The 12,394-nt window shown below is 64.1% G+C and carries 12 protein-coding genes; all 12 read left to right on the top strand.

All coding sequences use genetic code 11. The features are described from left to right. Positions 1–15: 15 nt before the first annotated feature. The 12 genes from QK290_RS03385 (at position 16) to QK290_RS03330 (ending at position 12,369) form a co-directional block, all read left to right on the top strand. Positions 16–1,215 (top strand): amidohydrolase, encoded by a 1,200-nt coding sequence (locus QK290_RS03385; protein WP_282329301.1) that lies wholly within the window; start codon positions 16–18, stop codon positions 1,213–1,215. A gap of 164 nt (positions 1,216–1,379) precedes the next feature. Further along, positions 1,380–1,814, top strand: coding sequence for a MarR family transcriptional regulator (locus QK290_RS03380; protein ID WP_282329300.1), 435 nt, complete (start codon positions 1,380–1,382; stop codon positions 1,812–1,814). Between the two features lie 45 nt (positions 1,815–1,859). Next, positions 1,860–2,291 (top strand): organic hydroperoxide resistance protein, encoded by a 432-nt coding sequence (locus tag QK290_RS03375; protein WP_282329299.1) that lies wholly within the window; start codon positions 1,860–1,862, stop codon positions 2,289–2,291. Positions 2,292–2,299: 8 nt separating this feature from the next. After that, a complete protein-coding gene (locus tag QK290_RS03370; protein ID WP_282329298.1) occupies positions 2,300–3,310 on the top strand; it encodes an NADP-dependent oxidoreductase in 1,011 nt (336 codons plus the stop codon). A 334-nt stretch (positions 3,311–3,644) separates the two neighbouring features. Next, positions 3,645–4,715 (top strand): BMP family ABC transporter substrate-binding protein, encoded by a 1,071-nt coding sequence (locus QK290_RS03365; RefSeq protein WP_282329366.1) that lies wholly within the window; start codon positions 3,645–3,647, stop codon positions 4,713–4,715. A 175-nt stretch (positions 4,716–4,890) separates the two neighbouring features. Next, on the top strand, positions 4,891–6,474 hold the full coding sequence (locus QK290_RS03360) for an ABC transporter ATP-binding protein (RefSeq protein ID WP_282329297.1): 1,584 nt from the start codon (positions 4,891–4,893) through the stop codon (positions 6,472–6,474). After that, on the top strand, positions 6,467–7,834 hold the full coding sequence (locus tag QK290_RS03355) for an ABC transporter permease (protein ID WP_282329296.1): 1,368 nt from the start codon (positions 6,467–6,469) through the stop codon (positions 7,832–7,834). The genes QK290_RS03360 and QK290_RS03355 overlap by 8 nt, the downstream gene beginning before the upstream one ends. Beyond that, positions 7,831–9,156: an ABC transporter permease gene (locus tag QK290_RS03350; RefSeq protein WP_282329295.1), complete on the top strand. Its 1,326-nt coding sequence runs from the start codon at positions 7,831–7,833 to the stop codon at positions 9,154–9,156. Before QK290_RS03355 ends, QK290_RS03350 begins: the two co-directional genes overlap by 4 nt. 5 nt (positions 9,157–9,161) lie before the next feature. Further along, entirely contained in the window at positions 9,162–9,578 is a 417-nt protein-coding gene (locus QK290_RS03345; protein ID WP_282329365.1) for a cytidine deaminase, read from the top strand. After that, positions 9,575–10,888, top strand: coding sequence for a thymidine phosphorylase (locus QK290_RS03340; protein WP_282329294.1), 1,314 nt, complete (start codon positions 9,575–9,577; stop codon positions 10,886–10,888). The genes QK290_RS03345 and QK290_RS03340 overlap by 4 nt, the downstream gene beginning before the upstream one ends. Before the next feature lie 5 nt (positions 10,889–10,893). Then, positions 10,894–11,523 carry a DedA family protein gene (locus QK290_RS03335; protein WP_282329293.1) on the top strand — a complete coding sequence of 210 codons (630 nt, stop codon included), beginning with the start codon at positions 10,894–10,896 and terminating at the stop codon, positions 11,521–11,523. Between the two features lie 105 nt (positions 11,524–11,628). Further along, entirely contained in the window at positions 11,629–12,369 is a 741-nt protein-coding gene (locus tag QK290_RS03330; protein ID WP_282329292.1) for a DedA family protein, read from the top strand. Positions 12,370–12,394: the final 25 nt, after the last annotated feature.

Below are 12,394 nucleotides of genomic sequence, written 5' to 3'. Positions count from 1 at the left end.
CGCTAGAGTAAATGAGTGCGTAATTACACTACTGAAGCCGAGCCCACCGCATTAGTGCGGCCATGGTTGGAACCCCTCCTGCCGGAGCTGATCGACTTCCGCCGGGATCTGCACGCGCACCCCGAGCTTTCCTTCAAGGAATTCCGCACCACCGACAAGCTGGTGGAGCGGCTCGAAGCAGCCGGACTGTCCCCGCGGCGGCTTGAAGGTACCGGCCTCACCGTCGACATCGGCGAGGGCCCGATCGCCGCTGCGCTCCGCGGCGATATTGACGCCCTGCCAATCATCGAGGAAACGGGCCTCCCGTTTGCCTCCAAGAACCATGGCGTCACGCATGCGTGCGGCCACGATGTCCACACTGCCACCATGCTCGGCGTTGCCCTGGTCCTCCAGCGCATGCACCAGGAGTCGCCGCTGGGCGGCACCGTCCGGATCATCTTCCAGCCGGCTGAGGAAACCATGCCGGGCGGCGCGCTTTCCTGCATCGAGCAGGGCGTCCTGGAGGGTGTGCCGCGCATCTTTGCGCTGCACTGCGACCCGAGGATCGACGTCGGACGCATCGGTACGCGCATCGGCGCGATCACGTCCGCTTCGGACACCATCAAGATCGAACTGAGAGGCCGCGGCGGCCACACGTCCCGCCCGCACCTCACCGAGGACCTGGTTTTTGCTCTGGCGCAGATCGCCGTCAATGTCCCTGCCGTACTGTCCCGCCGGGTGGATGTCCGCAGTGGAGTGTCCGTGGTGTGGGGCCAGATCAACGCCGGATCGGCACCCAACGCCATTCCGGGCACGGGTTACATGGCGGGCACCATGCGCTGCCTGGACCGCGACGCCTGGCATGACGCCGGCGAGCTCCTGGACGAGGTAGTGCAGCAGGTGGCCGCTCCTTATGGTGTGGATGTCCATCTGGAACACACCAGGGGAGTGCCACCGGTAGTCAACTCGGAGCACGAGACCGCGCTCATTGAGGCCGCAGCCCGCGCCGAAATTGGTGAGGGCGCCGTTGTGTTGACACCGCAGTCCATGGGTGGCGAGGACTTCGCCTGGTTCCTGGCCGAGCGTCCCGGAGCGATGATGCGCCTGGGCACCAAAACCCCGGGCGGCGAAGAGTATGACCTGCACCGCGGTGATTACATCCTGGACGAACGTGCCCTGGGCCTGGGTATCCAGGTCCTCACCGCGGCAGCCCTCCGGACCATCCGCGACCTTTAGCCCCCGCACCGCCCCTCACCCCTCCCGCGCGAACGAACACTTAAGCCCCCACACAAGCGCGAACGAACACGTGGGGCCCCACTCGGAGGGCCCCAGGTGTACGTTCGCGCTTCTTTCAACTAGGCAAGTTGTGCACAATTGAATTGTAGACTACCGTCTTAGGTATGACTGAAGCCCCCCGCCTCGACCGCCAGGTGTGTTTTGCCCTGTACTCCGCGTCCCGCGCGGCCACAGCGGTCTATCGCCCCGTCCTGGAAGACCTGGGCCTGACGTACCCGCAGTATCTGGTGATGCTGGTCCTATGGGAATCGGAGCCGAAGGGCGTTAAGGAGCTCGGCGAGGAGCTGGGTCTTGACTCCGGCACGCTGTCACCGCTGCTCAAGCGACTCGAGGCCATGGGGCTCGTGGAGCGCCGCCGGTCCGGGGAGGATGAGCGCCGCGTGGCAGTACACCTGACCCCCGCCGGACGCTCGCTCAGCAGCAAAGCCAACGCGATTCCAGGGCACCTGGCGGAAGCCGCCGGTTTGTCGGCCGATGAGCTGGAACAACTTCGCACCACTCTGGAAAGGCTCACCGAAGCCCTTCACCGCGCGCACTGAGCCCGCAAGATTTCCGTGATCCACATCCAACAGGACGGACCGTACATGAAGACTCTCTACACTGCCGAGGCCCTGGCTTCAGGCGAAGGCCGCGAGGGCAGCGCACGCACCAACGATGGAAAGCTGGAGGTCAGTCTTGCCAGTCCCGTGGAGCTAGGCGGTGATGGCCAAGGCACCAACCCGGAGCAGCTGTTTGCCGCCGGTTACGCGGCCTGCTTCCACTCAGCACTCCGCCTCGTGGGGCGCAAGGAGCGCGCAGACCTGACCGACTCGGCCGTGGCGGCCAAGATCCACTTCGGCGCGCTCACCGACGGCGTGGGCTACGGCCTCGCCGCTGAACTGGAGATCGCGGTTCCGGCCCTGGACCTCGCCACGGCCGAGTCCCTGGTGGCCCAAGCGCATCAGATCTGCCCCTATTCCAACGCCACCCGCGGAAACATCACCGTGGACATCAAGATCCTGGAGTTCGCAGCATGAACCTGACAATGGCACTTCCAACATCCACCAGGGAAATCCGCCTGGCCTCACGTCCGGTAGGGCGTCCCGTCAGTGAGAACTTCCGGCTGGCAGGGTCACCGCTGCCGGAGCTTCAGGACGGCCAGATCCTGGTCCGCAACCTCTACATCTCTGTGGACCCCTACATGCGCGGCCGCATGAACGACGTCAAGTCGTACTCCGCGCCGTTCGCGCTGGATACAGCGCTCGACGGCGGCGCCATCGGTGAGGTCATCGCGTCCAGGGCCGAGGGGCGAAAGGTGGGGGACGCCGTCGTACATCAACTGGGCTGGCGGGAATTCGCGGTCCTGGAAGCAGGCGCAACCTCGGTTGCCCGCACGGACCTTGCTCCCGCGTCGGCGTACCTTGGCGCGCTGGGCATGACCGGGCTGACGGCCTATACGGGGCTGCTCAAAGTGGCCGAGTTCAAACCCGGCGATGCCGTATTTGTATCCGGTGCTGCAGGCGCCGTGGGCTCGCTTGTTGGCCAGATTGCCAAGGCGATGGGCGCTTCCAGGGTCATCGGCAGCGCGGGAACCGCGGAGAAGGTGGCCCGGCTCCTGGAACTCGGCTTCGACGCCGCGTTCAACTACAACGACAGGCCGGTGCGCGAACAGCTCGCGGAGGCCGCAGGACCCGCAGGGATTGACGTGTATTTCGATAACGTGGGCGGCGATCATCTGGAGGCTGCCCTGGCGGTCCTGAATGTGGGCGGCCGCGTGGCCATGTGTGGTGCGATAGCCCAGTACAACTCCACCGAACCCACTCCCGCGCCGCGGAACCTCGCGCTTGCCATTGGCAAGCAGCTCACCCTGCGGGGTTTTCTGGTCAGTGGACAGCGCCAGCACAGTGCTGAATTCTTCGGGAGGATGTCAGCCTGGCTTGCGGACGGTTCAGTCCAGTATGACGAGACCGTGGTGGATGGACTGGAGAATGCGCCCCAGGCCTTCATGGATCTGCTCGACGGCGCGAACACCGGCAAGATGCTGGTGCGCCTCTAAGCTCCCCACCAGCGCGAACGGACATTTGGGGCCCCTCCCGGCGGGCCCCAAATGTCCGTTCGCGCTTAAAGTGAGGGGAACGCCAGGACGACTTCTACTGGTTGGTAACAAATTCTCAACAATCTTCAGGATCCGGCTCCAATGTGGTACTGGATGTGTTGCAGCCCACTAGTGTGGCTCGTATCAGTGCGCTTCTGCGCAGTGCTGCGAAGCCGTCAGTGAAAACAGAATTTCAGTGTAGAAACGGACACTCATTGAATTCGAGTCGTAGCGCCACTCTCTCCCTGGAGGAAAATTGAAGAACACCCTGCGCGCTAAGTTCAAGCGCGGTTCAATGGCAGGCATGGCCTCAGTAGGTGCCACAGCGCTCCTGCTGACCGGCTGCGGCGCGGCACCTGACGCCGGAGGCACCGCCACCCAAACAGCGAGCGACTACACCGGCTGTATCGTCTCGGACTCCGGCGGATTCGATGACCAGTCGTTCAACCAGTCCTCTTACGAGGGACTGAAAAAGACTGAGAAGGACCTGGGCATCAAGGTCAACCAGGTCGAGTCCAAGACCAACAACGACTTCGAGCCGAACCTCCGGGCCATGGTTGCCGCCAACTGCGACCTGACCCTGACTGTCGGCTTCCTGCTGGGTGACGCCACCAAGACCCAGGCCGCGGCGAACCCGAACAGCCACTTTGCCATCATCGACTTCGCCTACGACCCACCCATCAGCAACGTTAAGCCCATCATCTACGACACCGCCCAGGCTGCTTTCCTCGCCGGTTACCTCGCCGCAGGCACCACCAAGACCGGAACTGTTGCCACCTTCGGCGGCATCAAGATCCCCACGGTAACCATCTTCATGGACGGCTACGTCGATGGCGTGAAGTACTACAACGAGAAGAAGGGCACCAGCGTTAAGGTCCTTGGCTGGGACAAAGCCGCACAGGACGGCAGCTTCACCGGTGACTTCGAAAAGCAGGACGTCGGCAAGCAGCTCACCCAGAACTTCCTGGACCAGGGCGCGGACATCGTGATGCCCGTAGCCGGTCCCGTGGGCAAGGGCGCCGGCGCAGCCCTGAACGAAGCTAAGGCGGCCGGCAAGGACGTCAGGATGATCTGGGTTGACTCCGATGGCTTCCTCACTGCACCGGAATATAAGGACATCATGCTGTCCTCCGTCATGAAACAGATGGGCGAGGCCGTTGAGACCGTGGTGAAGGAAGACAAGGACGGCAAGTTCACCAACACCCCCTACGTTGGCACACTGGCGAACGACGGCGTCCAGCTGGCACCGTTCCACAGCTACGACTCCCAGGTTTCTGCCGATTTGAAGTCCGAGCTGGACCAGCTCAAGAAGGACATTGTCGGCGGCAAGCTCAAGGTCGAGTCAGCGGCAAGTCCCAAGGTGTAGTCATCCTCGCCAAGCGCCGCCCCCGGATAGTGATTGACTGCCCGGGAGGTGGCGCTTTGCGTTGCATGCACGCCTCCGCGCTACCGCCCACCCCGGGGCTGCAGGCACTAGGCTGGTGCTGCAGCCTCATATCCCGTCCGGTTCATGAACGGACGCTTCGAGATTGGTCAGAGTTTTGAAACTTGAACTCAGAGGGATCACCAAACGCTTCGGCTCCCTGCTCGCCAACGACCATATTGACGTGGTGGTTGAACCCGGACAGATCCACTGTCTGCTGGGCGAGAACGGCGCTGGCAAGTCCACCCTGATGAATGTGCTGTACGGGCTCTACGAGCCCTCCGAGGGCGAGATCCTCATCGACGACAAACCGGTTTCTTTCCGCGGGCCCGGCGACGCCATGGCGGCCGGGATCGGCATGGTGCACCAGCACTTCATGCTCGTCCCCGTCTTCACCGTCGCGGAGAACGTGGCCCTTGGCGCCGAGACCACCAAGGCAGGCGGCTTCCTCAACCTGGAAGACACCCGACAAAAGATCAGGCAGATTTCGGACCGTTACGGGTTCGACGTTGATCCGGACGCGCTCGTGGAGGACCTCCCCGTGGGAGTCCAGCAGCGCGTGGAGATCATCAAGGCGCTGGTCCGTGACGCCAGGGTGCTGATCCTGGATGAGCCCACGGCAGTGCTGACGCCCCAGGAAACGGATGAACTGCTGGATATCATGCGCCAGCTCAAGTCCAGCGGAACCTCGATTGTGTTTATCTCACACAAGCTGCGCGAAGTGAAAGCTGTCTCGGACACCATCACTGTGATCCGGCGCGGCAAGGTTGTGGGTTCCGCCGATCCCGGCGACTCCACCACTGCGCTGGCGTCCATGATGGTGGGACGTGCCGTCAGCCTCACGCTCGACAAAGCCCCCGCCAACCCCAAAGAGAAGACCTTCCAGGTCAAAGACCTCACAGTCATAGCTCCGAATGGCCAGCACACGGTGGACGGCATCAGCTTCGAGATTGCGCGCGGAGAGATTCTGGCCGTCGCGGGCGTCCAGGGCAACGGCCAGACGGAACTGACCGAAGCCATCCTTGGCCTGCAGGAGCGCGTGCAGGGCTCCATTCAGCTGGACAACGTGGAACTCGTTGGCCGCAGCGTGAAGGACGTACTGAACGCCGGCGTCGGCTTCGTCCCGGAAGACCGGTCTGTTGATGGCCTCATCGGCACGTTCTCGATCGCCGAAAACCTGGTCCTTGACCGTTACGATCAGCCGCCCTTTGCCAAGGGCATCAGCATGAGCCCGGCGAAGGTCCAGGAGAACGCTAAATCGCGGATCGATGAGTTCGACGTGCGGACGACGTCGGGCCTCCTGGCCGCCGGCACGCTGTCCGGCGGAAACCAGCAGAAAGTGGTCATGGCTCGGGAGCTGTCCCGGCCGCTGCGCCTCTTCATCGCGTCGCAGCCCACCCGGGGTGTGGACGTGGGGTCCATCGAGTTCCTGCACAAACGGATCGTGGCGGAACGCGACCAAGGCACGCCTGTCATGATCATCTCCACGGAACTGGATGAGGTCATGGAACTGGCTGACCGCATCGCTGTGCTCTACAAGGGCAAACTCGTGGGAATCGTTCCCGCAGGAACCGGACGCGATGTCCTGGGCCTGATGATGGCGGGCATCTCACCGGACGATGCCGCCAGCGCAGACAGGACCGGCTCCGCCGCCGCAGATAGCCGCGGAACCTCCAGCGCCGAAGGAGGCGATCATGCCTGAAGAGCGTCACCCTAAGCATGCGGACCAGCATGCGAAACCGCACCGGACCACCCCGGCGGCGGACGAAACGGCCGCAGAGGTGGCCGTGGACACGGCCGGCGGCGCCATGAGCCCTTCAGCCGTTCCCGCCAGCGCCCAAAGCGGGCAGCTGCCCGGGGGACCGGACACACTGGTCCGGAAGATATTCACCGGCAGCGGTGTGGTCTCAGTCCTGGCGGTGCTGCTGGCCCTCGTCCTCGGCGGCCTGCTGATTGCCGCCACGGACCAACGCGTCAGCGCCACCGCGGGGTACCTTTTCGCCCGGCCCACCGATTTCCTCTCTGCGGTCTGGGATGCTGCCACCCGGTCCTACGTGGCGTTGTTCCAGGGGTCCGTCTTCAACCCCAGAGGTGCAAGCCTGGCCGTTCGCTTCGCGCCGCTGATGGACACCCTCACCATCGCCACACCGCTCATCACGGCTGGGCTGGGCGTTGCGCTCGCATTCCGGGCAGGCCTGTTCAACATCGGTGCCCAAGGGCAGATCATCATTGCCGGCATCCTGGCGGCCTGGGTTGGTTTTGCCCTGCACCTTCCACTGGTCCTGCACCTGTTGCTGGTGCTGGTTGCGGGCATCGTGGGCGGTGCCCTGTGGGGTGGCCTGGTTGGTCTTCTTAAGGCCCGGACAGGTGCCCACGAAGTCATCCTGACCATCATGTTCAACTACATCGCGCTCTACTTCCTGCGGTATCTGCTGAACACGCCGGCATTCCAGCGCCCGGGGGAGTCCAACCCGATTTCGCCCATCCTGGATCCCACCGCGATCTACCCGCAGATTTTCGGCTCCCAGTACCGCCTGCACCTAGGCTTCGTGCTGGCCATCGCGGCCACCATCCTGGTGTGGTGGCTGCTGAACCGCTCCACCGTCGGCTTTGAATTCCGGGCCGTTGGGGCCAACCCGAAGGCCGCGCTGACCGCCGGAATCAACGTCTCGCGGTCCACCATCCTGGTGATGGCAATAGCCGGTGCGCTCGCGGGCATGTCCGGAGTGGCCCAGGTGGCGGGCACGGAAAAGGTCCTGACGGACGGCGTCGCGGCAACCTACGGTTTTGACGCCATCACGGTGGCGCTGCTGGGACGTTCGACGCCGTGGGGCACCTTCGCTGCCGGCCTGCTGTTTGGTGCCTTCCGCGCCGGTGCCGTGCAGATGCAAATCCAGACCGGAACACCCATCGACATTGTCCTGGTGGTCCAGTCGCTGATTGTCCTCTTTATCGCGGCACCGCCGCTGGTCCGGGCAGTCTTCGGGCTGAACCCCCGCCGCAAGAAGCCGGCCAAGGCCGGAAAAACCCCGCAGGCAGCAACCACCGGAGGCGCAGCATGAGCGCAACAGCAACATCGCCCCTGCCGGGTGGCGGCATGCCCGGAACAGTGCCCGAGGCCGAGGCGGCCCAGGCAACATCCGGCAAACCGGTGCTCTGGAAAACCCCGGTCCTGCTCTCGGTACTGGGAATCGTCGCCTTCATTTTCTTTGGCCTGATGGGATCAGCGCAGACCGCACGGTTCGGGATTTCCACCAGCGAGGATTTCTTCCAGCTGCCTGCCCTGGAAATTCCCGCGATGGCTGGCGGCATCGCCCTTTCGATCCTGATGCTCGGGCTGGCGGCCTATGCCGTTTACCTGAAGACTAAGAGCCGGCCGGTCGCGGCCTGGCTGACCATCACCTTTACGGTGCTGTTTGTGGCAGCCTTCCTCCTCTGGGTGGTAGGCGGCGCCCGAACACCCAGCATCTCGCTGGCCGGACTCATCGCCGGATCGGTCACCCTGGCTGTCCCGCTGGTGTTCGGCTCCCTGTCCGGCGTGCTGTGCGAGCGCGTCGGCGTAGTCAATATCGCAATCGAAGGCCAACTCCTGGGCGGCGCCTTCACTGCCGCTATCGTGGCCAGCATCACGCAGAATCCCTTTGTGGGGCTGCTCGCGGCCGCCGTGGCCGGTGCCGCGGTGTCTATGGTGCTCGCGGTGTTCAGCATCAGGTACCTGGTCAACCAGATCATCGTCGGTGTGGTGCTCAACGTCTTGGTTTCGGGTGTCACCGGCTTCCTGTTCAGCACCGTTATGCAGGCGGACAAAGCAACGTTCAACTCACCGCCGGGCCTGGACATCGTCGAGATTCCGATCCTCTCCGGAATCCCTATCCTCGGCCCCATCCTGTTCAAGCAGTCAGTGGTGGGCTACCTGATGTACGTCGCCGTCATCGTTGTGTGGGTTGGCCTGTTCAAGACCAAGTGGGGCCTTCGGGTCCGCGCGGTGGGTGAACACCCGCAGGCCGCCGACACGATGGGCATCAAGGTCAACGCCACTCGATTCTGGAACGTCACGTTGGGTGGCGCCATCGCCGGCATCGGAGGTTCGTTCTTCACGCTCGTGGCCATCGACAGCTTCACGAAGGAGATCTCCGGCGGACGAGGCTTCATCGCGCTCGCCGCGCTGATCTTCGGACGCTGGAACCCCATCGGAGCGTTCTTTGCCGCCCTGCTGTTCGGCTTCGCAGACAACCTGCAGAGCATCGTGACCATCATCGGGACCCCGGTGCCCAGCCAGTTTATGGCCATGCTGCCCTACCTGGTGACCGTGCTGGCCGTGGCCGGGCTGGTGGGCCGGTCCAGGCCGCCGGCGGCCAGCGGCATCCCGTACGTCAAGGGATGATGGTGATGGAACAGGATCGGGCTTCGCCCAGCGTCGATTGGCGGGCACTTGAGGCTGCAGCCGTCGACGCCATGAAAAACGCCTATGCCCCGTATTCAAAGTTCCCGGTGGGGGCTGCGGCCTTCACCGAGGACGGGCGGCTGGTCAGCGGCTGCAACGTGGAGAACGCCAGCTACGGGCTAACCCTGTGTGCTGAATGCGCCCTGGTGGGAAACCTGCAGATGACCGGCGGCGGGTTGCTGCGCGCGTTCTACTGCGTGGACTCCGCCGGCAACGTGCTGATGCCGTGCGGCCGCTGCCGGCAGCTCCTCTATGAATTCCGCGCGCCTGGCATGGAACTCATGACCACCCAAGGAATCCAAACCATGGACCAGGTGCTGCCCGACGCATTCGGTCCCCAAAACCTGGAGGATCCAAGGTGACACAGGCAACTGAGGCGTTCGACGCCGTCGACATCATCTGCACCAAGCGGGACCGGGGCGTCCTGAGCCCGGAGCAGATCGACTGGACCATTGAGGCCTACACCCGCGGGGTCATCGCGGACGAACAGATGGCCGCGTTGAACATGGCCATCCTGCTCAACGGCATGGACCGTGCCGAAATTTCGCGCTGGACGGCCGCCATGATCGCCTCGGGTGAACGGATGGACTTCGGCGGCCTTCGGCGGCCCGACGGCGGCGTGAAGGCTACCAGCGACAAGCACTCCACCGGGGGAGTGGGGGACAAAATCACACTGCCGCTGGCACCCCTGGTGGCAGTGTTCGGCGTGGCCGTGCCCCAGTTGTCCGGCCGGGGACTTGGCCACACCGGCGGCACTCTGGACAAGCTGGAATCGATCCCCGGCTGGCGGGCGGCCCTGAGCAACGACGAAATGATGGCGCAGCTTCAGGACGTCGGCGCCGTGATCTGCGCTGCCGGGGCGGGGCTGGCGCCGGCGGACAAGAAGCTGTACGCACTGCGTGATGTTACCGGCACGGTGGAGGCAATTCCGCTGATCGCCTCCTCGATCATGAGCAAGAAGATCGCCGAAGGCACAGGGTCCCTGGTCCTGGACGTCAAGGTGGGCAGCGGCGCGTTTATGAAGGACGAGGCCCGGGCACGCGAACTGGCCGAAACCATGGTGGCCCTCGGCAAGGATGCGGGGGTCAACACTGTGGCGCTGCTGACTAACATGAGCACCCCGCTCGGCCTTACTGCGGGCAACGCGATCGAAGTGGCGGAATCCGTGGAGGTCCTGGCAGGCGGTGGCCCGGAGGACGTCGTCGAACTCACCGTCCGACTGGCCGAAGAGATGCTGGCCTGCGCGGGCGTCCACGACGCAGATGTGCGCGCCGCCTTGAAGGACGGCCGGGCCATGGACGTCTGGAACCGGATGATCAAAGCCCAAGGCGGAGATCCGCGCGCCAAGCTGCCGGTCGCCAAGGAATCGGAGGTCATTTACGCCCCGGCCGACGGTGTCCTGGTAGGGCTCGATGCCTTGGCAGTGGGTGTTGCGGCGTGGCGCCTTGGGGCAGGTCGTGCCCGCAAGGAGGACGCCGTCCAGGCTGGCGCCGGGATCCGCATGCACGCTAAGCCCGGTGCCATGGTCCGCGCCGGTGAGCCGCTGATGACGCTGCTCACAGACACACCGGAAAAGTTCGCGCGCGCCAAGGAAGCCCTTGAACACGCCGTCACGGTTGCCCCCGAAGGGTCGCGCCCGGCCCAGCGGCTCATCATCGACCGAATAGCATAGGGACAATGCAGGCCATCAATGAATTCATCCTCGCTGCCGCCGCGCAGCCATGGGTGCTCCTCCTTGTGCTGGCCTGCTGCCTGATCGACGGCTTTTTCCCGCCGATCCCCAGCGAATCCGTGGTGGTGGGACTGGCCGCAGTGGCCGCCACCGCGGACGTCCCCAATCCCTGGCTGCTGATGGCGGTCGCGGGCCTGGGCGCTTTCTTAGGCGACAACATCGCCTACTTCATTGGACGACGGGTGGGCACCCGGCGCTGGCACTGGATGCGCGGACCGCGGATGCAAAGCGCCTTCCGCTGGGCAGGGGACGAGCTGAGGAAGCGGCCGGCGTCGCTCATCCTGGTGGCGCGGTTCATTCCCATCGGCAGGGTCGCCGTCAACCTCACCGCGGGCGTGACCCACTATTCGCACGTGCGGTTCGTCGGCCTGACGGTGCTCTCCGCCACGCTATGGGCCTCCTACTCCGTGGGTATCGGGCTGTTCTTCGGCCAGTGGTTCGAAAACAACCATCTGCTCGGCGCGGCCATCGCAATCGTCTGCGCCGTGGGCCTTGGAATCGTGGTGGATCTGATCATTAACCGCATCCGGGGAAAGGTTCCTGTGGTGGAGCGGCTAAAGGATCCGGAAGCCTAGGGTTTACGCCGTCCGTGCGTAGCGGGCGGGGTCCCGGGCATGGGACACTGAAGAGCGATTTACGTCACTTCCGGCTGCATCATTTTGTCTAGGAGCAAGACCCGCGTGGAGTTTATTAATGAGGCCGTGCTCCATGCAGCGGGCCAATGGTGGATCTACCCGGTCCTTCTTGTGTTCTTCTTCATCGACGGCTTCGCCATGGTGGTCCCCAGCGAGACATTGATTGTGGCGCTGGCCGCGTTTTCCCGGCACAGCGGTGAACCGAATCTCTGGATCCTGGGCGCGACTGCGCTGATCGGTGCCATGGCCGGTGACAACATGGCCTTTATGCTTGGCCGCAGGATCGGCCTTGACCGCTGGAAGTGGATGCGCCGACCCAAGGTGCAGAAGGCCTTTGGCTGGGCACGGTATGAACTCGAAAAGCGCGGCGCTGTCCTGATTTTCACGGCGCGCTATATTCCCTGGGGCCGGGTGGCGGTGAATTATGTGGCGGGCAGTACCGGTTTTGCGCACCGCCGGTTCTTCCTGTTGGACGCTTTCGCCTGTTTCACCTGGGTGGGGTATTCCATCGGCATCGGGCTGCTGGCCAGTTCCTTCCCGTGGCTTCACGACAACCCGCTGCTCAGCGCAGGCATTGCCGTGGTATTCGCTATCGTCTTCGGCGTCCTGATCGACCACCTCCTGCGTTGGTGGCACAAGCACCTGGCCCGCAACGACGCCGAAACCGTAGATGAATGGCTCGACGGCGGCCCGGAAGGTTCCGTGCCCGCGCACACCGCGGTTTCGCAACTGCATGCGCCCGCCCCCGCCGAGGCGGAGCAGCCCGGAAAGAACCGGCTGGCATAAGCCGCCTGCCGACCCTAAGGTTGGA

The organism is Pseudarthrobacter sp. AL07, assembly GCF_029960665.1.
Taxonomy (GTDB): domain Bacteria; phylum Actinomycetota; class Actinomycetes; order Actinomycetales; family Micrococcaceae; genus Arthrobacter.
This window is presented reverse-complemented; position numbering and strand designations above follow the sequence as displayed.